This window comes from Blautia sp. Sow4_E7, from assembly GCF_052116245.1.
In the GTDB taxonomy this organism is placed as follows: Bacteria; Bacillota; Clostridia; order Lachnospirales; family Lachnospiraceae; genus Blautia_A.
In genome coordinates, this window is sequence record NZ_JBQKLL010000036.1 from 14,366 (window position 1) to 37,099 (window position 22,734).

General features: G+C 46.5%; 21 protein-coding genes. 3 read left to right on the forward strand and 18 right to left on the reverse strand.

From position 1 onward, the window contains the following. Positions 1 to 30: 30 nt before the first annotated feature. The 15 genes from ACTQ50_RS15470 to ACTQ50_RS15540 all read right to left on the reverse strand — a co-directional run bounded on the left by ACTQ50_RS15470 (position 31) and on the right by ACTQ50_RS15540 (position 17,304). Positions 31 to 1,353, reverse strand: a complete 1,323-nt coding sequence (locus tag ACTQ50_RS15470) for an alpha-L-fucosidase (RefSeq protein WP_441484938.1) — start codon at positions 1,351 to 1,353, stop codon at positions 31 to 33. Positions 1,354 to 1,631: 278 nt separating this feature from the next. Next, complete coding sequence (locus ACTQ50_RS15475) at positions 1,632 to 2,894, reverse strand: M28 family metallopeptidase (RefSeq protein WP_441484939.1); 1,263 nt, start codon at positions 2,892 to 2,894, stop codon at positions 1,632 to 1,634. A gap of 116 nt (positions 2,895 to 3,010) precedes the next feature. Beyond that, entirely contained in the window at positions 3,011 to 5,638 is a 2,628-nt protein-coding gene (locus ACTQ50_RS15480) for a transglutaminase domain-containing protein (protein WP_441484940.1), read from the reverse strand. A gap of 332 nt (positions 5,639 to 5,970) precedes the next feature. Continuing rightward, positions 5,971 to 6,717, reverse strand: coding sequence for a copper homeostasis protein CutC (locus ACTQ50_RS15485; protein WP_441484941.1), 747 nt, complete (start codon positions 6,715 to 6,717; stop codon positions 5,971 to 5,973). A 40-nt stretch (positions 6,718 to 6,757) separates the two neighbouring features. Continuing rightward, positions 6,758 to 7,519: a DeoR/GlpR family DNA-binding transcription regulator gene (locus tag ACTQ50_RS15490; protein ID WP_441484942.1), complete on the reverse strand. Its 762-nt coding sequence runs from the start codon at positions 7,517 to 7,519 to the stop codon at positions 6,758 to 6,760. Positions 7,520 to 7,549: 30 nt separating this feature from the next. After that, complete coding sequence (locus tag ACTQ50_RS15495; RefSeq protein ID WP_441484943.1) at positions 7,550 to 8,527, reverse strand: ABC transporter ATP-binding protein; 978 nt, start codon at positions 8,525 to 8,527, stop codon at positions 7,550 to 7,552. After that, positions 8,517 to 9,515, reverse strand: a complete 999-nt coding sequence (locus ACTQ50_RS15500) for an ABC transporter ATP-binding protein (protein ID WP_441484944.1) — start codon at positions 9,513 to 9,515, stop codon at positions 8,517 to 8,519. Before ACTQ50_RS15500 ends, ACTQ50_RS15495 begins: the two co-directional genes overlap by 11 nt. A gap of 8 nt (positions 9,516 to 9,523) precedes the next feature. Next, on the reverse strand, positions 9,524 to 10,447 hold the full coding sequence (locus tag ACTQ50_RS15505) for an ABC transporter permease (protein ID WP_441484945.1): 924 nt from the start codon (positions 10,445 to 10,447) through the stop codon (positions 9,524 to 9,526). A 2-nt stretch (positions 10,448 to 10,449) separates the two neighbouring features. Continuing rightward, positions 10,450 to 11,415 carry an ABC transporter permease gene (locus ACTQ50_RS15510; RefSeq protein ID WP_295310123.1) on the reverse strand — a complete coding sequence of 322 codons (966 nt, stop codon included), beginning with the start codon at positions 11,413 to 11,415 and terminating at the stop codon, positions 10,450 to 10,452. Positions 11,416 to 11,590: 175 nt separating this feature from the next. Next, positions 11,591 to 13,183 (reverse strand): peptide ABC transporter substrate-binding protein, encoded by a 1,593-nt coding sequence (locus tag ACTQ50_RS15515; protein WP_295310125.1) that lies wholly within the window; start codon positions 13,181 to 13,183, stop codon positions 11,591 to 11,593. A 445-nt stretch (positions 13,184 to 13,628) separates the two neighbouring features. Then, positions 13,629 to 14,345 carry a GDSL-type esterase/lipase family protein gene (locus ACTQ50_RS15520; protein WP_441484946.1) on the reverse strand — a complete coding sequence of 239 codons (717 nt, stop codon included), beginning with the start codon at positions 14,343 to 14,345 and terminating at the stop codon, positions 13,629 to 13,631. A 186-nt stretch (positions 14,346 to 14,531) separates the two neighbouring features. Next, a complete protein-coding gene (locus ACTQ50_RS15525) occupies positions 14,532 to 15,521 on the reverse strand; it encodes a hypothetical protein (protein WP_441484947.1) in 990 nt (329 codons plus the stop codon). Next, positions 15,511 to 15,741, reverse strand: coding sequence for a helix-turn-helix domain-containing protein (locus ACTQ50_RS15530; protein WP_118583284.1), 231 nt, complete (start codon positions 15,739 to 15,741; stop codon positions 15,511 to 15,513). Before ACTQ50_RS15530 ends, ACTQ50_RS15525 begins: the two co-directional genes overlap by 11 nt. A 16-nt stretch (positions 15,742 to 15,757) precedes the next feature. Beyond that, the gene (locus ACTQ50_RS15535) at positions 15,758 to 16,735 is read right to left on the reverse strand and encodes a hypothetical protein (RefSeq protein ID WP_441484948.1); all 978 of its coding nucleotides are present in this window, start codon (positions 16,733 to 16,735) and stop codon (positions 15,758 to 15,760) included. Between the two features lie 149 nt (positions 16,736 to 16,884). Continuing rightward, the gene (locus ACTQ50_RS15540) at positions 16,885 to 17,304 is read right to left on the reverse strand and encodes an SseB family protein (RefSeq protein WP_226820519.1); all 420 of its coding nucleotides are present in this window, start codon (positions 17,302 to 17,304) and stop codon (positions 16,885 to 16,887) included. Positions 17,305 to 17,586: 282 nt separating this feature from the next. On the opposite strand from ACTQ50_RS15540, the gene ACTQ50_RS15545 reads away from it, so the two are divergent. The 3 genes from ACTQ50_RS15545 to ACTQ50_RS15555 all read left to right on the forward strand — a co-directional run bounded on the left by ACTQ50_RS15545 (position 17,587) and on the right by ACTQ50_RS15555 (position 19,399). Then, positions 17,587 to 18,045: a MerR family transcriptional regulator gene (locus ACTQ50_RS15545; protein ID WP_441484949.1), complete on the forward strand. Its 459-nt coding sequence runs from the start codon at positions 17,587 to 17,589 to the stop codon at positions 18,043 to 18,045. Positions 18,046 to 18,336: 291 nt separating this feature from the next. Then, the gene (locus ACTQ50_RS15550) at positions 18,337 to 18,816 is read left to right on the forward strand and encodes an RNA polymerase sigma factor (protein ID WP_441484950.1); all 480 of its coding nucleotides are present in this window, start codon (positions 18,337 to 18,339) and stop codon (positions 18,814 to 18,816) included. A 70-nt stretch (positions 18,817 to 18,886) separates the two neighbouring features. Then, positions 18,887 to 19,399 carry a hypothetical protein gene (locus ACTQ50_RS15555; RefSeq protein ID WP_441484951.1) on the forward strand — a complete coding sequence of 171 codons (513 nt, stop codon included), beginning with the start codon at positions 18,887 to 18,889 and terminating at the stop codon, positions 19,397 to 19,399. Between the two features lie 115 nt (positions 19,400 to 19,514). Here ACTQ50_RS15555 and ACTQ50_RS15560 read toward each other — a convergent pair whose 3' ends face one another. The 3 genes from ACTQ50_RS15560 to ACTQ50_RS15570 are packed head-to-tail and all read right to left on the reverse strand — an operon-like array spanning position 19,515 to position 22,613. Continuing rightward, on the reverse strand, positions 19,515 to 21,068 hold the full coding sequence (locus tag ACTQ50_RS15560) for a diguanylate cyclase domain-containing protein (RefSeq protein WP_441484952.1): 1,554 nt from the start codon (positions 21,066 to 21,068) through the stop codon (positions 19,515 to 19,517). Positions 21,069 to 21,090: 22 nt separating this feature from the next. After that, the gene (locus ACTQ50_RS15565; RefSeq protein ID WP_441484953.1) at positions 21,091 to 21,999 is read right to left on the reverse strand and encodes a ligand-binding sensor domain-containing protein; all 909 of its coding nucleotides are present in this window, start codon (positions 21,997 to 21,999) and stop codon (positions 21,091 to 21,093) included. A gap of 8 nt (positions 22,000 to 22,007) precedes the next feature. Then, the gene (locus ACTQ50_RS15570; RefSeq protein WP_441484954.1) at positions 22,008 to 22,613 is read right to left on the reverse strand and encodes an ATP-binding protein; all 606 of its coding nucleotides are present in this window, start codon (positions 22,611 to 22,613) and stop codon (positions 22,008 to 22,010) included. Positions 22,614 to 22,734 lie beyond the last annotated feature (121 nt).

Sequence of the window (22,734 nt, forward strand, 5' to 3'; positions counted from 1 at the left end):
ATCTGTTTATTCTTCAGTTTATTCTTCAGTTTATTCTTCAGTTTCTTCCATCGTTACTTCCACAACCGTATCCCGGCTGTCAGGCAGGGGGTAGCTGTCGCAGGTGTCAGCATTGAGGAAAAAGAACTGATTCTGGGAGTATTCCTTCAGGTTCCAGTAATCCGTAAGCTTTACCTCGGAATTGTCGGAAAGACGGCGGAGTTTTTTGATCTTGCCGTGGATTCCGGTGAGAGGGATTGCTCCTGCCTGGGGCTCCATAACGTGGGCGTAGATTTTATTTCCGTTACGGGTGTAGCGGCCCCACTCGGGCTTGTCGATCTCGGCGTAACCACAGCCGTAGATGCTCTTGGAATTTTCGTCCATCCAATTGCCTACTTCTTCCAGGATCTTCACCGATTCCTTTGGAATACGGCCTTTGGCGTCAGGGCCCACATTCAGGAGCAGGTTTCCGCCCTTGCTGACACACTCAACCAGCATGTGGATGACCATCTCGGCTGATTTATAATGACGGTCACTGGAAGAATAGCCCCAATTGTTATTCAGGGTCAGGCAGGCTTCCCAGGGTACCGGGTCACCAAGCTCGTTGCGAATTCCTGCTGGCGGGATCATCTGCTCCGGAGATGCGAAATCTCCGGAATATTCGGTAGGATTAGCTGTCAGAATGGAACCGGAATCCTCTGCGCTGCCTTCCAGGCGGTTGTCAATGATCAGCCATGGCTGGATGGAGCGCACCATGGAGATCAGCTCCTGGGCTTTCCATTTGTCACACTTCATATCGCCATAGGAGAAATCAAACCACATCAGATCCAGCTTACCATAATTGGTAAGAAGCTCTTTGATCTGACCGAACATAAATTCCAGATAACGGTCGAAATCGCGGTTTTCATTGGAGCATTCCGGATGATTGCGCATTGGATGATGCATATCCCCGTAGTGTGGGAAATCCGGGTGGCGCCAGTCTATAATGGAAAAATACAGGCCGACTTTGATTCCTTCCGCGCGGAATGCCTCCAGGAACTCTTTTACCAGGTCTTTGTGGCAGGCTGCGTTCATGGAATTGTAATCAGTAAGTTTGGTATCAAAAAGGCAGAAGCCGTCGTGGTGTTTGGCTGTAAGCACAGCGTATTTCATACCTGCCTTTTTCGCAAGACGAGCCCATTCTCTTGGATTGTAGTTCTCAGCTGTAAACTCTTCGGTAAGGTGACAGTAGTCCTCGTGTGGGATCTGCTCCATGCTGCGCACCCATTCTCCTCTGGCAGGGATTGCGTAAAGTCCCCAGTGGATAAACATGCCGAAACGGGCGTCACGGTACCATTCGGTACGTTTTGTTCTTTCTTCGATTACTTTGTTCATTTTATAATGTCCTTTCCTGTAATAATTCTTTCAGACATCTGCAAGCAATTTCGCTCATAAATAATCGCCAAATTTCAATAATATTTTATGCAGATATTCGAAATCCGCTGATTTACTGCGTAAATTGCTACTTTCTCATATTTGGCGTGTCCCAAGTTCAAACGCTTTATCTTGCAAGCACGAACGGCTTTTTGACCTTCTGACACTGGTATCATACAGATATCTTTTAAAAGAATAGTTTTACATAATCGACTATATCTCTTTGAAATTATATTTCATTAGGCAAAATACTTTTCCAGTTCTCTCTTCATATCCTCTGGAATTTCCCGTTCAAAGGAAAGCTCTGGCTCGTTTGCCACCCATGCAGCTGCTATGCAGAGAGTTTTCGCCCCTTCTTCCAGTGCGCGAGGGGATATATATTCTACTGTATCGTGTCTTGTATGCATGCCAAAGCCGTCACGGTTTAAGGTAAGCGCTGGCACACATTTCCATGCGAAAGTATTAGAATCGCTGGCCCAGACCTGATTTTTAATGGTAACACCAAGCTGGTTCTCTTCCATAAGATTCTTCAGTTCTACGCAAACCGTAGGATCAGCGGTGACTCCCAGTACATTTCCGCCCAGGAGCTGCCCTGCCAGGTCTACGTTCAGATTAAACACATGGCTGCTCATTTCTCCCTCATGGGATTTCACATAATTCTGGCTTCCAACCAGACCTTTTTCCTCGGAGCCAAACCAGATGAACTCCATGGTTCTGGCTGGTCTGTGCTCTGCGAAATGATGGAAAGCTTCCATCACCATGGCTCCGCCGGACATATTGTCATATGCGCCAGGGCCTTCCGGAACAGAATCATAGTGAGCTGTTACCGTAACGATTTCTTCTGGAAAATCAGTTCCCAGAATGCGTACTGCCACATTGGCGGAATTGCGGGAAATCTCGCTCTGCTGAATGTTCAGGCAGCACTGGGACGCCCCTTTTTCTACGATTTCCACTGCGTCAAGATAGTGGATGGATGCGCCTGGAAGGTCGCATGCCTTGCGGCGGTACTGGGTTGGAATCCGGTCTTCCCCCTGATCCAGCGGTGTGCCGCATACGGTTACAAAGCCAAGTGCACCTGCTGCTTTTATTTTATTTATCATATCTTCGCGGATGGGATCACATACCAGTACCACTGCACCTTTCGCCTGGGAAAGACTGATGTCATCTCCTTTTCCTACGAAGAGAAATGGTGCGGTGATGCCTTCCTCCGGAGTGCAGGCGCCATTCAGATAAGCGCGCACTGGATAGGATTTCTCATAAGGCTGACAGATTACCAGCTCTGCCTTTTTCTGCTGAAAATCCGGGCACTGGAAAAATTCCATGCGGGGTGTCTGGATATAGGCAGATTTTCCTGGCTGGGCAGCTGCCTGCTCTGCTTCTTTCAGAATGTATTCTGCTGCTTTGTGCTCACCCTTTGTGCCGGATTCACGGACGTATGCCGTGTCAGCTACAAACTGGTATGCGCGTTGTCCATCTGGGTGAATTTCTGTGTATTTATTCATAATTTACTCCATTTAGAGATGGCTTCCATACACCTTAATTACAGCTATAACTTGAAGCGTACTCAAAAGCCATCTCCATATTTCTTAGAACTTCTAATTTTTCATTTCCAGACGATTCATGCCTCCGGCACTTCTTCCATAATACGGATCAGCATGTCGCCTGTTCCAACATTATATCCGCTGGTTGCATAAATTCCTACAGACTCGCCATTGGTTACCAGGATCAGCGGAAGCTTGTCCGGATCAACGTACATTCTTCTTCCCAGAAGCTCGATGTTTTCCTCGAAAGAATCATAATAAATAGAAACATCCGGGAACGTCTTCAGCACTTTTGCCAGAAGGGGATCCAGCTTGGCTTCCTGGGTGCGGATCAGGAAAGAAACGGATTTTTCAAATTCGTGGAATTTTTCTGCATGTTCCAGCATTTCGTTCAGAATATGCTCGGTAGGTTCCCGGCTCTCTTCCAGCCACATGAGGATTTTCTTACCGCCTTTGGTTAAATCGGCGCAGGTTACTGTATTTCCAGCTGAATCCTTTACCTCAAATTCTGGCAGGGAAATACGCTCCAGCATATCCCCAAGCTGGGCTTCGCGAAGACGCAGGGTTTCTTCCAGCTTCTCTCCTTCTTTTATTACAAATGTTTTCTCCCAGGCAAACTGATTTCCATTTGGAAGACGGTTGGTTGTGATGATCCGGTAGGTTCCCGGAATCAACGCAAGCTCCAACGTGTCCTCTTCCCAGCTTCTGCCTGTAAGATTCAGGGAAACGTATTCATTTCCAACCAGACGCCCCATGGTCCAGTTCTGATAGTAGTTCCATACATCATCTGTCTCTTTTTTCAATGTGAGAACAGCGCCACCCTCCTGCTGTTTCAGAACAGGAACAAACTGACTATTTACCCAGTATTCCATTACCTTATTATCTGGGTTCAATCTTGCCGGGATTCCCAGTGTGCGGGCGATTGCCACGAAAAGTACCTTCTGGGAACGCTGGGTACCAATTCCGGATACCAGGCATTCGTATGGAGTTTCCATTACGGTCTCGCGCTCGTTATCCGGGTAGGTGGTGATATGCGCCTGGATATAATTCCAGATTTCTGCCGGATTTGCGCGGAAAGTGGCTTTCTGCTCTTCTGTGAAGAAGGAGAGAATGCCCTTTCGGTATGGGCGAAGGAGCTCGTCTTCCACACGGGGATTTAATATAAAATTGATATAAAGATTATAGCCGGACTCTGCACCTGTAACTCTTGTATATGCCGCAGATTTTTCAGCTTTATAGTTACTGCACTCTGCATTAGCACTCTCAGCGCCTTGAGTGAAGCAATCTGCGCCATTCATTTCTTTTTCGCCACATTTCCCAGTACCAGACTTCATTTTAAATTCTTTTGCATACTGCTTGCCATATTCCAAATGCTCTTCCAACACGCTGCAAACACAGTCCGTATGGTCTTTCTCAGAAAGCACATCTACCATCGCCTGGCGAAGTTCCTTCTCATCCTCACCAGCAAGAAAAGCGGTCAGCTCCGGATTTACCCAGTTTTCTTTTTTCTCCTTACGGATCTTGTTTGCTTCATTCAGTCGTCTGGTTCCTTCTGCTTTCTGCTCCGGGGTAGGCATATCCGGGTTCACCGGGGTGTCAACTGGAGCAATTACATCTACAGCTCTCCAATCTTCAGCTTCCACAGCCTCACCAGTAAGAATCAGGGAAATCTCATCCTGCGCTCTGGTATCCAGATCTGCCTGTGCGAATCCCTCCATTCCCGGAAGGAACGCCAGAACGCTTACGCTTCCAAATCCCGTCACTAAAGAAACCATTCCCTTTTCGTCTGTCTCAGCCTTTGCAATGGGGAAATACTCGCCCATATTCAAAACCAGGAACTGCACCTGAGCGCCCTTTACAACCGCGCCCTCTTTATCTGTCACTTTCACAGAAACTGTTTTCACCTTAGCATAGCGCGCAGTCTGGTTCAGCATAACTGCTGCCCCTTCTTTGCCGATCACATCCTCCCCTTCTGCCGGGAAAAGGTCAAAGAGGCGGGAATGCACCATCATGGCTCTGGAAGAAGCATTGGTAAACCAGCCCTTATTCAGGATCATAAGCGGTTCACATGCTCCTGTGAAATACCATTTTCCATCGCACCAAAGCTCCACCCATGCGTGATTATCATCACAATGGGACCATCTTGGCACATACACCTGCCGCGCCGGGATTCCCACGCTTCGAAGGGCATTTACCAGAAAAACGGACTCCTCACCGCAGCGGCCGTAGCCTCTTCTATATACCGTAAGTGCTGGAAGTGTGCGGTCATCTCCGCTATGATAAGTAGCTTCCTCTGCGCACCAGTAATTTACCTCAATTGCCGCATCTTTCGCATTTTTTCCCGCAATTCTATCTTTAAGTTCATTCCAGAAAAAGCTTCTGCAAGGAAGCACCTCTTCCTCATTCACCCTGTGATCCAGAATATAGTTCAAAAACATTTCCTCCGGCAGCTCTTTCACACGCTCCATCGTGTTATAAAGAAACAGCCCATGCTCCGCAAAATCCTGGATCTCCTCAAAGGAATAATTCACCAGATCACTATAAGGCGCTGTCACATACAAATACTTCATCGCCAGACCCAAGTCTCTGCCGCACTCATCCAACTTCTCGCAAATCGTCCTCAGCGGCTCCCTGTCCGCCCCAAGCTTCTCTGTTAACTTCAAAAATTCTTCTTCAATCTTCTTCTCACTATTTTGAAGAAACATCTATTCATCCTCCTACTTTAAAGAAATTGCTGTTTTGTGGATTTGGTTTCTCAGCCAGTACACAGCATTTGGGCAATGGGTATTACTCCAGCGAACCATTTCAGGCGCGTTCTTAGCGCAGATGAAATCCAGCGCTTACGAAGACTTAGGAGTGACGGCTCTCCGGAACTCCTTAGTCGCAGTTAGCGATTAGTTCATCGTAGCGTTGCGCCGGTGAGTGAGTAATATCCATTGTCCGAATGCGTCCCTCCTGACAAACTTTTACCACACTAAATAGCAAAAAACGCCCTTTCACGAAAACAATCCCATTTTGTGAAAGAGCGCCAAAGGCTCTAAAGCCCTGCTAATACCTTCCGGGCCTTCTTTACCTCCGCCTCACTGGTGCGGAAAATCTCATACTCGCTCAAAGACGGCAGTCCCATGCTCACGCCCTCTTTGCGGTACTTCATCTCACTGTCCAGCAAAACCTTGCCCGTCATATGATAATCTGTGATTCCGGTCTTCTCATAGATAGGAGCGATCACATCTGCATTCACTCCCGCACCAGCCATAATGTGGATACGGCCGGCACTCTTCTCCACCAGCTTAGCAAGCAGCGGCGAACCATCCACACAGTTATTCTTCTGTCCAGATGTAAGAATGGTGTTAAAACCAAGGGAAATCGCCTGCTCCAGTGCCTCCATTGGATCTCTGCACACGTCAAAAGCCCGATGCAAAGTCACAGACATCCCCTTCGCTTCCTCCATAAGCTGTGCCAGATGTTCTACATCCAGAGATCCGTCCGGCTTTAACATGCCGATCACAACACCCTGGGCGCCCAGCTCCCGGAATCTTCTCACTTCTGAACGAATAATATCAAATTCATATTCCGTATAACAAAAATCGCCAAATCTTGGACGGATCAGCGCATGGATCTTAATATCGCTATGCTTACGTATCTCGCGGTAAAGACTCTCCGAAGGGGTTGTCCCTCCGATCACCACATTTCCGCAAAGCTCGATCCGGTCTGCTCCGCCTTTCTCAGCGGCCAGTACAGATTCCACAGAATCTGCACAAACCTCCAAAGTAAATTTGCTCATATCCTCTTTTTCCTTTCACCCAGCCTGGGGGAGACACCTTCTAGTAAAGGGTCACGCCCAAAGAATCCAGCATATCCTGCATAGACTGATCCGGGAATTCATCTGTGATGATTCCGTCCAGCTCATCAAGCTGTGTATATTTGTAAGATTCATTAAAATAAAATTTCTCCCGCTCCATCACAGCGTATTTGTGGCGGCTGCTCTCAATCGCCGCCTTCTTGGTCAGCCCATCCTCCACTCCAAGAGTGGTGACTGTGTGATCCATCATATCAATTCCACAGCTTCCCATAAAAGCCCGGTCAAAGCTGTATTGCCGGATTACCTGAATCGCTGCGGAACCAAGGAACCCGTTTACCGTAGGATACATGATCCCGCCGGTTCCTATGGCTGTGATCTTGGGGTTCTGCGCAAGCAGCTGCAAAATATCGATCATATTGCTCACCACCGTAAGCTGCATTTTCGACTTGGCAAGAAGCTTGGCAAGCTCAATATTGGTTGTGGAAATATCAAGGAAAATGGCTTCCCGCTCCTTGATCAGCGTCATCGCCTTGGCCGCGATCACCATTTTCTTTTCCACATGATAATTTCTTCTGTCGATAACATCTCTTTCCAGCGGGTAATCCTGGGAAAGAATCGCACCACCGTAAGTTCTTTTTAATTTGCCGGCATTCTCAAGAGTTTTCAGATCTTTACGGATGCAGTCCTCTGTGACCTGGAACATTTCGCTTAGTTCCCTGGTCCGGACTTTTCCCTGTTCCCGAAGGACTTTCTCGATGGCAATCTGCCGTTCCTCAATGAACATCCTTCTTCCTCCTGTGTATTGCTGACTCTATTACTCTGTACACTGACTGCAGGCAACAAAGTGTCCCGGTTTTACCTCAACAAGCTTCGGCTGGCTCTTATGGCAGCTATCCTTGCAAACAGGACAACGGCTGCAGAACTTACACTCATCTCCAAGTCCGATGGGGTTTGGAAGTGTACCCTCCAGCATGATTCTCTGACGTTTCTTCTCAATATCCGGATCCGGGATCGGAATTGCGGAAAGAAGAGCCTTGGTATACGGATGCATTGGGTTCTCGAAAAGCTCCTCACTGTCAGCAAGCTCAACAAGAGATCCCAGATACATAACACCAATACGGTCACTGATATGCTTCACCATGGAAAGGTCATGGGCAATAAACAGATATGTCAGTCCACGCTCTCTCTGAAGCTGCTCCAGAAGGTTGATAACCTGTGCCTGGATGGAAACGTCCAGCGCGGAGATCGGCTCATCACATACGATGAAATCCGGGTTTACTGCAAGGGCGCGGGCAATACCAACACGCTGGCGCTGTCCGCCGGAAAACTCGTGTGGGAAACGGTCTGCGTGCTCTGCCTGAAGACCTACTGTCTCCAGAAGCTCAATTACCTTGGCGTTACGCTCTTTTTTATTGGCTGCAAGGCCGTGAGCGTCAATTCCCTCTGCTACAATATCCAGGATTTTTCTTCGTGGGTTCAGGGATGCATATGGATCCTGGAAGATCATCTGCATTCTTCTGCAAAGCTCATGTCTCTGCTTGGCATCCAGATTCTTGTCAATTTTGGTGCCGTCGAAGGTTACGGTTCCCTCTGTAGGCTCATACAGATGGATGACCGTTCTTCCGAAGGTGGATTTACCACATCCGGACTCACCAACCAGACCAAGTGTCTCTCCTTTATAAATCTGAAGGGAGACGTCATCCACTGCCTTCAGGATCTTTTTATTTCCAACATCAAAATATTTCTTCAGGTTCTTGACATCAAGAAGTACCTGCTTTTCATCATTTTTCATCAGAGTTTACCTCCTGTGCCATCTCGTCAAGCATCCAGCATGCGGACTTGTGATTCTTGCCGCAATCGGTATAATCCGGCATGTATTTCTGGCAGACGATCATAGTTTCCTTACATCTTGCCGCAAAAGGACATCCAACCGGGGGCTCCATCAGATCCGGAGGAGTTCCCGGGATTGCCTGGAGCTCGCCGCCTTTTTCGTGTGCCTTTGGAATGGAACGAAGAAGGCCTTTTGTATATTCGTGACAAGGGTTGTGGAAAATGTCAGCCACATCTCCTGTCTCAACTAATTTACCGCCGTACATAACTGCAACACGGTCTGCAATATTTGCCACAACGCCAAGGTTATGGGTGATGATGATAATGGATGTTTTGATCTTTTTCTGAAGATCACGCATCAGATCCAGGATCTGTGCCTGGATGGTTACGTCAAGGGCTGTGGTAGGCTCATCTGCGATCAGTACCTTGGGATCACAAGCCAGTGCGATAGCGATAACCACACGCTGTCTCATACCACCGGATAACTGGTGGGGATACTGGTCATAACGTGCCTCCGGATTGGAGATTCCAACCAGGGAAAGAAGCTCAATGGCTCTTGCCTTGCGGTCAGCCTTGCTCATCTCCTTGCGGTGCTCCTTCAGCATTTCCTCAATCTGTTTTCCAACCTTCATAGTCGGGTTCAGGGAAGTCATGGGATCCTGGAAGATCATGGCGATCTCGCTTCCGCGCACCTGCTGCATCTGACGCTCGGAATACTTGGTCAGATCATTTCCCTGGAACATAACGCTTCCTTCTACTACTTTTCCGTTCTTTGGGAGGATTCCCATAACACCTTTCATGGTAATGGATTTTCCAGAACCGGACTCTCCTACTACTGCAAGTGTCTCCTGCTCATTCAGGTAAAAATCCACGCCGCGCACAGCCTGGACAACGCCCTTGTGCGTCTTAATGTGGACTGTAAGATTCTTAACTTCTAATATTTTTCCCATAGCTGTACCTACTTTCTCATCTGCGGATCAAGGGCATCACGAAGTCCGTCGCCCAGAACACTGAAGCATACCATAATCAGTACGATAACGATTGCCGGGAAAATCAGTACATGTGGATAGTTACGCAGTACCTGATAACCACCGTTGATCAATACACCAAGGGAAGCCTGCGGCTCTGCCAGACCGATACCGATAAAGCTTAAGAATGCCTCGGTAAAGATGGCGCTTGGGATTGTGAACATAACGTTGATTACGATAACGCTGACGGTGTTCGGGATCAGATCCTTCATGATAATGTTGAATTTGCTAGTTCCAAGAACCTGGGAAGCAAGTACAAATTCCTGATTCTTCAGTTTCAGGATCTCGGCACGTACCAGTCTGGCCATGTTTACCCATCCGGTAATGGAGAGGGCGGCGATAATGGTTCCTACACCTGCCGGGAATGCCATCAGGAAAAGGATTACGATAATAAGGCTTGGGATACCTACCAGTACCTCGATGATACGCTGCATGATGGCGTCAACCTTGCCACCGAAAAGAGCAGAAACAGCACCGTAAAGTACGCCCACAACAAGGTCAAGGATTGCAGCTACCAGTGCGATCATAAGGGAAATTCTGGTTCCCATCCAGGTACGTACCCACAGGTCACGTCCAAACTGGTCCGCACCAAAGATGTGTGCTGTGCTTGGAAGTCCATATACGTTGTTATAATCAGTATCTCTAAATGAATATTTGCTGAAGATCGGTGCAAAAATGGCAAGCAGGATAATTCCGATCAAAATAAATAATGCTACAACTGCTGCCTTGTTCTTTTTCAGACGGATCCATGCGTCAGCCAGCATAGTGGAAGCAGGAGCTGCGATGTGCTCTTTTTCAGAGGCTTCTACTTTCGCTTTCTGATACATGCTGCAGTCAATTTTTGATTTGTCCACGATCAGCTCTCCTTTCCTTTGGCAAGACGAATTCTCGGATCGATAAGAGAATAAGCCAGGTCAACAAGCAGTACAACCAGCATATAGAATGCGGCATAGAAAATAGTAATACCCATGATCACCGGATAGTCGTTGGCCTTGATACAGTCTACGAAAAGGCTTCCGATTCCAGGAATACTGAAGATGTTCTCTACAGCAAGGGATCCGGTCATAAGGTTTACTACGATTGGTCCTAAAATGGTTACAACTGGAAGAATAGAGTTACGGACTGCATGTCGCATAAGAACCTTCATCTGGCTCAGGCCCTTGGCTCTTGCAGTTACAATGTAGTCCTGATCCAGTACATCCAGCATTTCGGTACGCATAAAGCGGGCAACCATAGCTGTTGCACTGAACGAAAGCGCAATGGACGGCAGCACAGAACAGTTCCAGCCAGTCCAGAATCCAACTGGGAGAACGCCCCATTTCAGACCAATGTAATACTGCAGAAGGGCTGCGGCGACGAAGTTCGGCACCGAGACGCCAAGCACCGCCAGTATCATGGTAAAGTAATCAATTCCGCTATTGTGCTTCCAGGCAGCCAGTATTCCTAAAATTAATCCGATTGCAAGTCCGATCAGTACTGCCTGGATACCAATCAGAGCAGATGGTCCAAGACGTCCTGTGATAACCTTGGAAACATCCTGGTTTACATAAGTGAAGGAGGTACCTAAATCTCCTTTCAGCATGTTCTTAATGTATTTCACATACTGCATTGGAAGAGAATCATTTAATCCGTACATTTCCAGCACACGTTCCTGCTGCTGAGGTGTCATAATACTAAAACGCTCAGCGTCAAAAGGTGTACCTGGAAGATTTTTCATCATGAAGAAGGTACAGGTTACGATTACCCACAAGGTAACCAGGATGTACCCTAATCGCTTTAATACATATTTCAGCATGACATCACCTTTTCTGTTACTGTGCACGTAGTGAACAGTACTCCTTTTCTTTCTGTGAAAAACAGACCGTATACCGGCTGTGTAAGCCACTGCTGTATACGGTCCGTTACTTATTCCTTAAGGAATATTACTTGAATTTGAAGCAAACCTCTGAGATCTGTTCCGCTGCCGGTTTATATCCAATAATCACCTGAATAAGAGATTATTCGAAGGAAGCGTACTTGAACTCAAGCGGAACACCGATCGGATGGCTGATCAGGTTCTTGACATTGGATTTTGTCAGAACAGCGGAACCTCTGTGGTATACAGGAGCAACAACTGCATCTTCCTCAACCAGCTTCTTCTCAGCTTTCAGCATGTCGTCAAGACGAACTGCGTCATCTGTCTGAGTCTTAGCGTCAGAGATCAGTGCATTGTAATCAGCATCATTGTAGTTTCCACGGTATGGAGTTCCGTTTGTCCACAGATCAAGGTATGTCATAGCGTCATCATAGTCAGCGCCCCATGCAGTTACAGCAAACTGATAGTTGTTCGCATCCATCAGCTCTCCACGTCCCTGCACAGTCTTGGTATCGATTACTACGTTCAGACCAAGTGTTGTAACAAGCTCACTCTGGATAAATGTAGCAACGGATTTGGATACAGAGTCATCCGCTACAAGAAGAGTAACCTCTGAAGGTGCGCTTCCAAGCTCCTCAACTGCCTTGTCATAGTACTCTTTTGCCTGCTCCGGATCGTATGGGGAAACATCTCCGTTCAGTTCACGGAATGTCTTCTCTCCGTCACCGCTCATGCCGTCTGCTACAAGACCAAATCCTGGTGCAGAACCATCAGCAAGAATGTTATCTGTAAGAGCGCTTCTGTTCATAGCAAGAGAAATAGCTTTTCTCATGTTTACATTGCTCATTACGTCATCTGTAAGGTTGAACTGTACATAGCTTGTACGGAAATCGATCTCCTGGGAGAATTCCGGATCATCCTTGTATGCTGCTACGTTTGCAGAATCAAGTTTAACCTGGGAAAGCTCGCCAGCCTGATATGCGCTTAATGCAGCTGCAGCATCTTTGATTACACGAACCTGTGCATCTTCGACCGCTACGTTATCTTTATCCCAGTAATTGTCGTTCTTAGCGAAGGTAACGCCTACAGCCGGATCATAATCTGTGATCACGTACGGTCCGCAGTAGAGCATGCTGTCTGGGGAAAGAGCGAAGTTTGTGCCCTGCTCTTCGCAGAATGCTTCGTTAACCGGGAAGAACATATCCATTGTAGTAAGGTTCAGGAAGTATGGTGTCGGGCTCTTCAGCTGAACTTCCAGTGTCTGGTCGTCAACAGCCTTAACACCTACCTCAGAAGCCTCAACGCTTCCCTCATTATACTCCTGTCCGTTTACGATGTAGTCTGTCATAATGAAGCTGTAGCCGTTTGTTGCGTCTGCGCTCATCTGTTTCAGCCATGCATATACGAAATCTGCTGCTGTTACAGGCTCACCATTGCTCCACTGGATTCCGTCTCTTAAGTGGAATGTGTATGTAAGCTTGTCATCAGATACCTCATAGGTATCGCAAAGAGCCGGCTGAGGCTGGTTGTTCTCGTCCATACGGAACAGACCCTCTTCTGCCTGGTTCAGTACCAGGAATGCATTCTCCTCGGATGCAGCCCACGGTACAAGTGTCTTGATCTCGAAATCAGTAGCAACGCTGAGTGTCTCGCCCTCTGCGAATACTGCTGATGCACCAGTAACGGTCATGGTAAGAGCCATGCCAAGTGCAACTGCTGCTTTCATCATTTTCATAGTTTTTCTCCTTTCTTATCCGTCCTTTAGTCAGGTACGGTCATAAGCCTTTTCGGGAAGCGGAAGCGCCTGCTGCCACAGGTGTTTTCTTATAAAGGCAGGACATTTTTCAGAAAATATTTTATAAAATTCTGGTGTCGATGCCTTTATAGTAAAAAAACACTTTCTATTTATAGCAACTTAGTCACGATGTAGTTTCATGCGCCTTTGCATAAATAAAAAATGTTCTCTTTGCTCGCCTCTTTTTGGTGATTTTAGTATAGCAAAGTGTTGTAGTGTTGTCAATTGTTTTTTATTATTCTTTATTACTTTTTATTGTTTTGGATTGATTCTGTATGAATTTCGTATTCTTTTGGAACAAGTTCGACTTTTTTCGTGGGAAATACGCGAAAAAAATACGCTGAAAAACAACTGTTTCTCAGCGCAGTAAGTATCAATTTTCAGCTTATGCTACCAATGGTGCCAGCTTCTCATATACGGCTTTCGCAAAAACCTGGTGGCCGGCGGCGTTCATGTGTTCCTGGTCGGCTTCGCAGCAGGTTACGTAGGAAGCGGCGCGCATGAACTGGACGTGTTTTTCGCCTGCGATGCGCTCGTATACGTTTTCCAGGTCCTTGGATACCTGGATGGAATCTTTGGAAAATTCCTGGTCGTAGCCTTCCTGCCAGACTTTTTCCCCCAGGTGGATTGGGGAGATCAGAAGGACTTTCACATTTGGCGCGTAGGCAGTGATCTGGTCAAGAAGACGGGCGATGCCTTTTCCGATTACCTCTGCGGAGGCGCCGAAAACAGTTTTGCAGTCGTTGGTGCCCAGCATGAGGACCACTGCGTCTATGCCGTCATGGGTTTCTAATAAGGTGGGAAGGAGGGCAGTTCCCCGGCGGCCGTCGCGCAGAGGATCTTCGAAGATGGTGGTTCTGCCGCAGAGACCTTCTTCGATGATGCGTACACTCTCTTTAGTGCCTGTATTCTCGTTTGCGTGTGATTGGCTTGAGAGATTCCAGCTGTCTCCGGCTTCTTCGGCAGCATTAGATTTCTGACTTTCCACATCAAACCGTTCCTGAAGAAGGCTTGTCCACCGTTTTCCCCAGGGCAGACGCTTCTTGCTCTCGCCGTCGTATCCCCATGTATTTGAATCGCCAAAACATAAAATCTGTTTCATCTGTATTATCTCCGTTATTCCTATCAATTAACTGTGATTTATTTTCTGATATTATAATACCAGTCCTGGAGTTTCACGTCTAATACAGATAAATAATATCTGGCTATAGGATTTTCTTATAGCCAGATATTCCGCGTCCCAACTTCTCGCAAAAATGCAGGGGTGACCTTTGCCCCGGCATTTTTCTCAATTTTTAATCTCCACGTCTTTTTTACCGATCAGCCCGTCATCCATCGGATACCAGGCTTCCAAGTACTGTTTTTCCTCATCTGCGGACGAATCCAGATCTAAAATTGTCCTGGTGGTCACCATTTTGCCAGACGCGTCTTCCTTTCTGGTTTCTTCCAGAATATAGGCGGTTCCAGCTTCCACTTTTAAGGTATCCGGCACATCAGATGGCTTGTAGGTCGTCTGCTTCAGTATCTTATTTGCCCCATCCATCTGGTAAATGATGGTCCGCACTGGCTTGTACATAGTGGCAAACTGAACCGTCACTTTACAGCCTTCTGTCTTGGTCTTTCCATTTTCCACTGTGGTAGTTTCACCGGAAAGGGTGGCTGCCATGGTGTTTCCTTCTGAGCCATCCACGCCGTTGGAATAACCGTTTCCAGCCATGGCATAAATTTCTCCATCTTCCTTCTGGAAAACCGGGTTTACATACTGGGTGTGTTCTGTTTTGCCAGAGACCTGGTAAACGGTGGCGCTGATTTCCTGGTTTTCTCCATCATCGGTCACGTTGTAGTTCAAATACGGATCTCCTACTCCATTGGAGCAAAGGCTTCCCACAGAGGTGTTTCCATCCTCGTCTTCCGTCACTGGCATTAGGATATATTCCCCTTTTACATCTCCAAAGGAAATTTTCCACTCAGAGGAAGACTGGGCACCTTCTTTATCCACAGTTGCCACAAGTTTTCCCTCATAACGGCTGTCGTTTCCTATGGTAATGCTGCTGTTGTTCACAAGGGAGGAGGCATGATCATTCAGATAGCCTTCCATGTCATATAGGTCCAGATATTCGGCGGTGATAAAGGCGCCGATCAGCCGGTCACCATTTCCGTCTGTGCCTGCATCCGGGACTGCAAGAGTACAGCCACTGGCGGTAAATGCCATGAACATAACCGAAAATCCGAACAAGCTTTTTAGCACCCCACTACCCTTTGATTTCTTAATCTTCATTTTCGTCCTCCTCCAGATTTCCATCGAATTTTAAGATATCCCCAACATCGCATTGCAGGAAATAACAAATCCGGTTGATGGTGTGGAACCGCACGCCTTTGGCTTTCCCGCTTCTTAGGACGGAAAGATTGGCTTCTGTGATATTTACCAGACTGCACAATTCCTTGGACGTCATTCCCCGCTCCTTCAATACGTCTTCAAGGCATACTTTTATTGCCATAAATCATTTCCTTTCCTTAAATAAACAGGTCATTGTCTTCTTTCAGCCTCTGCATTTCTCGGATGTATCTTGCAAACAGCAGCACAGCCAGCACAAAAGCCAGGGAAAATACCGGGATGGTCACCACATATTCAAGCTGGTAAAGACTGCTCTGGAAAAACAACTGCAGTAGGTTAAATGCTGCATCCAGCCCTATAGTAGCGACTAAGGTCCACATGCAAAAATGGGAAAGTTTTTCTGCCAGTTTTATGCTTTCTTCCTGATACAGATCTTCTTTCATTGCTGCCAGAAGCCTTCTTGCCAGGAAAACAACTATAATATCCAGCACATAAGGCAGAATACGGATTGCAAAGTGGAGGAACAGGAACACATAAGTTGGAGTGAGATTGGAAAAGGTAAAAAATCCATCGCTCAACTCTATGCCTGTATTTCCCTTCTGCACCGTTTCCAGAGTCTGAAGCAGGTCCGCCAGCTCCTGTCCGAAAATACCGTACACCAGTACCACGTTCACCGCGCCCAGAAGGAACCAGAGTCCCTTTTGCAATTTTTCTGTTCCTGCATTTTTATAGTGAAGCAAAGCGCGGATCAGCAGGTATCCCAGGAGGATTGAATAGAAGGTGCTGCCCAGGGACCATTTTCCAGTGCCGGGCACTCCGGAGGACAAAAGTCCCGGATTTACCATGTAATACAGGGTTACGAAGAGAAGGACGCTGATAACCAGAAGCATGAAGTCCAGTGGCTCTGATTTCTTGCGCCAGTGCAGGAATCCCCAGATTCCAGCAGGGATAAGTCCAAGCAATATGTATAGAATGATCGCGATCACATTTCCAACTGTCCCGGACAGTGACATGGCCCGCAGGCCAGCCCCGATCTGCTCGAAGGGAAAGGCGATCAAAGTGGAAAACAATCCGGACAAACTGCGCTGTAAAATGCAGAACAGAACGCAGGCTGCGGCTTCCACGGATAAGAGGGTAAATAAGTGTTTTTCTTTCATGGAGAACCTCCTTTTTGCAATAACTGGCCTATAAATTATTGAAAAACGATAATTTATAATTTTATTATAGCTTAGAATTATCGTTTGTCAATAATTTCTTGCATAAAAAAACACCAGCTGAGAAAATCTTCCCACCTGGCATTTTTTAACTACTGTGCCACATTTCCTAATATGATCCGAATCAGCGTTTTGTCCAACATCAAGGTCCGGTTCCAGGGATTGATGATCACGCCGCTGATCTCTTCCTCGGACAGCGCTGCCTCCAGGACTTTTCCAATGTCAGTCATAAAGGTTGACATAACGCTTCCACTGCCTTTCAGTTCTTCGTCAAAGCTGGTGAAAACTGCCCACCAGTTCTTTCCGTCGGAGGTTTTTACCGCCTGTAATTTCATCTGTCCAGCTGCCGCGTTTGGCTCTACGGCAATGATCACCTGGCCGTTTTCACGCATGCGTCTTCGCACTACTGTCAAGGCATGCGCCAGCAATTCCTGTGTGGGCTGCTGCTGAAGCGCCGCGATTGCCTCCTCGATTTTCTCATTTCCAAGTAAGCCTTCATCTGTTTTATCCATATTATTTTTTACTCTCCATTAAACTAATTTCTGTTTTTTATAGCATACCATATTTTGCTATCTTTCACAATTTATGCTATAATTTTCTCATTGAACACGAAATTCATTTGTTACTGTTCACTCCGTTCACAGCAACACGCTTCGCGATGCACAGAAATCATGTATTCGCATGATTTTGCGCCGCAATTCTCGGGTTTTCTGTGAACTTTGTTCACAAAAAACACCTCGCGGAACGCTACCAGTGAACAGTAACAAGTCATTTTACCCTGGGAGGAATTTACAATGACATACACAGTTGGAGATATGGCGAAGCTGCTGGGTGTTCCCAGTTCCACCTTGCGCTATTACGATAAGGAAGGGCTTCTGCCTTTCGTGGAACGTTCCACAAACGGAATCCGCGTATTCCACGAGAAGGATTATGAATGGCTGCAGGTCATCAGCTGCCTGAAAAAAGCGGGCATGTCCCTGAAGGATATCCGGGAATATATTCATCTGACTATGGAAGGAGACAGCACGATCGACGAACGTCTCCAGCTTTTCTATAAGCAACGCCAGCTTCTCCAGGCGCAGATGGAGGAACTGCAGCATACTATGGATGTGCTGGATTACAAATGCTGGTATTACGAGACCGCCAAGGAAACCGGCTCTGTGGAAGCCCTCAAGCGGATGTCCCCGGAAGACCTCCCGCCCCAGTTCCGCAACGTAAAGCAGGATATCAGCAAAATTCCTGTAGTAGACTAACCTATCCCACTATGATTTTCCTAATATCCCAATCACAGCCAGCAGCATCAACATATATGGAAATCAATTACTTTACAACAATATGTCGTATTTATCATCTAAACAATCGACCTCAATGTCCCTGGAAGCTACTTCAGGGACATTATATTTTCCTAAATTTTTTTCTTCTGTAACCTTTCTGTTCTCTCATTTGTATTATTAGTGAAGGTACCTAAAAGGAAACATAAAAAACCGCTCCTCCACCAGCGCACATTTACCACAGCGACCGGGGCTGCGGCAAAAGGAGTTCTCATGAGACAACCGATTCAACAGCTGATCGAGCTTTACCAGAACAGCCTCTACGCGGCGGCTTTTAACATCTGCCAGAACCAGATGGACGCAGAGGATGTAGTTCAGGAGACGTTCGTTCAATATTACACCAGCAGAAAAGAATTTGAAAATGAGCAGCACATCCGGGCATGGCTCCTTCGGGTGGTCATTAATAAGGCAAAGAATATCAACCGGACTTTCTGGAAGAAAAATAAATGCTCTCTGGAAGATTATATGGAAACCCTTACTTTTCTAGATTCACAGTCCAGGGATCTGTTCGAGGAAGTGATGAAGCTTCCAGATAAGTTCCGTATTGTGATCCACCTGTTTTATTATGAAGACTATTCCGTCCGGGAAATCGCCGATATACTGAAGCTTTCAGAAAGCAACGTAAAGGTCCGGCTTTCCCGTGGACGGGCTTTGCTTAAGGATTCTTTGAAGGAGGAATGGGAAAATGACTAACCACGAAAAATATAAAAAAGCTTTTTCCGTATTGCAGACCTCTGAGAGCTCATTTCGGGAGGTTGAAACTATGGCTAGATTACAGAAAAGAACAAAAATGAAGACAGCGGCAGCCGTGATCGCAGGCTGCATTATCCTTGGAGGAACCGGCACTGCCTACGCCGCAAATGTAGGCGGAATCCAGCGCACCATCCAGCTCTGGCTTCACGGAGACCAGACCACCGCTGCCCTAGATGTCTCTGATGACGGCACATACACCCTAAAATACTCCGATGAAAATGGACAGCTTCACGAATCTGGCGGCGGTGGCATTGCAATAAACGCCGACGGAACGGAACGTCCTCTTACCGAAGAAGAACTTATGTCCGAAATCGACTCCCCAGACGTGGAATACGAAGATGACGGAAGCGTATGGGTTTACTACCATAACCATTCTATTGATATTACAGACAAATTTAATGACAAAGGGATCTGCTTCGTCAAAATTGCAGATGGTGACAAGACATTATATCTGACTGTGAAATATCAGAATGGGTTCAGCTACTCCAACGAGAAATATATAGAGCCAGAGGAATTTAATTAAACTATAAAAAAGTAGTCCTGCATGAAGCAATTATCCCCATGCAGGACTACTTTTTAACATTTTATCCACAGAAGCAGCCTTTTTTGTGCGCAGCCTGGTCAGCCGCCATTTTTCCCTACAGCATCTTCATCTTCCCTTCAATAAACTTCGCCTCCGCATGCTTCTCATCCAGCAATCTCATCTTACCGCAGCGGTCGATCAGTTCATCGATGTTCTCTTTTCCCACTGTATTATTATAAATCGCACCTACCGAGAAAGAATAGGGCACATCCGATTCTTCCCCTTTTTTCTGGAACATGTCCTTAATATCCTGAATGTAGACTTCCAGCTGCACCGGTTTCGTAAACCAGAAGTAAAAGATATTTTCAGACACTCTGCAGATTTTAATCTCCTCGGGAGCGCATTTTTTCATAACTGATACACCCGTCCGCAAAATATTTTCCGTATAAAAAATTCCGTATTTGCTCTTGAAATATTCTACGTGATTGATACTTACAGACACAAGCGCGGTCAGCTTTTTCACATCAATCCTGGCTCTTTCCTGTTCAAAATAATTCCGGTTGAACACACCTGTCACCAGGTCCTTATAAGCAAGCTCCGAAATCTCTGCCTCCTTTTCCTGGAGAAATTCCAGATAACACTGCTTCTTCACCCGTTTTTCCCGCAGATCAATGAGCTGGGTAAACAATAGCACAAGGGCACCCAGCACCAGCAGTCCGATCAGCACCTTCACCCTGGCCTGCTCCCAGAATTTGTAATTTTTCCGGAAAGAAACAGACAGATCCGCCAGGCACTGGTTGGAATCGGCATCGTATACCTTGTAATGGTAGGTATAATTCCCACCAGCCAGATTGGTATAGCTGATATCTGTTGAATCTGTATTCTTTACTATCGTCTCACTACTGTCCATTCCCTCAAGGAAATAGCCCACATACATTTTCCGATGTACAAAATTGATGGTTTTTACATCCATATTTACACGGTGCGCTTTGGAAGAAAATACGATATTCCCACTGGAAAAATCAGCTTCCTTCCCATCCTCTGTAACCTGATCCACATAAAGCCGGATCGGTTTCTCCACAGGTCTGGCATTCAGATCAATGCTGGCCGCCCCGATAGTTCCGCACATATAAAGAACCCCATCCTGTATGGTATTTCGGGCATTTGCAGTAAAATTAATAGGAAGCCCATCCCGCTTGTTCAGATAAACATAAGAAATATCCTCTTCCAGCAGATCCTTCTCTTCCAGCTCAAAAAATCCGTTTCCAGCCAGTACAACTGCTTTTCCATCTCCAGCCAGCAGCAGATCCAGGCTGTTGGCTACAGAAATTCCGGTAGCCTGCTTCACATTTCCCAAAGAATCAATAAAACAGATTCCCTCTCCGGTCACGATCCAGGCTCCCTGCAGGTTATCCGATGGCACGATCTTCATCACCACATTGGAAAGCAGCCTCTGCTGTTTGGTATAAATATTTTTCACCTGGTCGTCTTCGATCTCATAAATCCCGTATCCGTCGGTGGCGGCATAAATCTCCCCGTTGCTGCACTCTTTCACATCCAGGATTCTTTTGATATTTAAAACACTATTATCTGTATATTTATTTACATTTCCCCTTTTATTGATCAGATACAGGCCTTCCTCTGTTCCTACCAGGATCTCCTGATCCATTTTCTCCCAGATACACCGAATCTTATTGGTCCCCAGTCCGCTGTCCTTTACAGGAACGCACCAGCTTATCCTTTACCTGTTTTTTCCCCTCGTAGCAGTAAAGCCCGTCATCACAGCCCACATAAATCCGGTTTTCGTATGGCTGAATGGAATTCACCGTCTGGCTGATTCCCCAGTATGCGCCAAGATCCGAAAAATAATTTTCATAAAGCTGGAGCACGCCCTGCCTGGAAGACACAAACCAGTAATTTCCCTGGTAATCCTCGCAGCCTTCCTCTATGGACTCTCCGAAGTCCAGATCCAGCCTTTTCACAGCGTCCTTTTCGAGCAGGTACACGCCTCCGCTTTTCTGGATGATGATCTTCTCTCCAGTGGACAACTCTCCAATGTCCTGAATAATGCTGTTGGAAAATTTCCGGTACTCGTTTGCCCTATCGGCCTCTCCTGCAGCATCAATGGAAAATAAGCCGCCTTTTGTTCCTACCCAGACCGTACCCTCCTGGTCCAGATACAACTTGTTTACCACACTGGTTCCCTGCACCTCATTGTCCAGCTTGTATTCCTGAAAATTCTTTCCATCAAAGTGATACACGCCCTCGCCGTTTGTGCCGACCCAAAGGATTCCGTCCTGATCCTGGACAATGTCATTTACAGGAAGCGCCCTGCCATCCATGAGAAATTTCTTAAATTCGTTTCCGTCATACCGATAAAGTCCGGTATAACCGCCCAGCCAAAGAAAGCCATCCTGATCTGCACAGATACAGTTTGCCGTGGTGCCCTCCAGACCATTTTCTGAATCAAAAACCTTGGAAAGATAATCTCTTTCGTATTTTTCTGTCTCACTGTTCCCGGCGAACACTTTCGCATCGTAAAAAGGAACTGCAAAAAATATCGTCGAAAGCACAAGCACAAGCTTTATGTACTTTCTCATTCTCATCCCTACTCCTTACCAAATAAAATAGCCAGCTGGAAGGTACCATCTTCATCCCGGATGGATATGTAGCCTCCATATTTTTCCACACATTCCTGTATGCTAGTCAGGCCGATCCCATGCATGATCTTGTTTTTCTTCTTTGTACTTAAGGAACCTTTTTCCCTGTCCTGACAGACTGTATTTTTCACATAGACCAGCGTGTCGTTCAGATTTTTTCCAGCCTTGATCTTGATCTGGCGGGGTCCTTCTTTTATTTTTTCACAGGCTTCTATGGCGTTTATGATGGCATTGCTGAAAATAATATTGATATCTTCCTCCTCCATAAAGCTCAGGCAGCCCTCTGAAACCACTGCATCAAACTCAATATTTCTTGCCTTTGCTTTCATTTTGCCATCAAACAAAAGCATGTCCAGGGATTTGCTTCCCGTGTGGTAAAACTGGTTTATGTTTTCCAGCTTTTCTTCCATAATCTGCCGGTAGTCGGACTTCTGCTCCCCAGGCTCCGTCTCCTGGTCACCCATGATCATCAGCTGATTTTTCATTTCGTGGTACATTTTGCGGATCTGAAGGTGCTCTTCCTCCATATTCAGGTAATACTCATAGGCATTCATATGCATATCGCCCTGTGTGTTAGGATAATTGTCAGTGAAAGATAATTACTTTTGTGGTAGTATATAGCTATCACAGGAAGGGAGCTTTCACTATGAACTATAGTCCAGAATTAAAGGATGC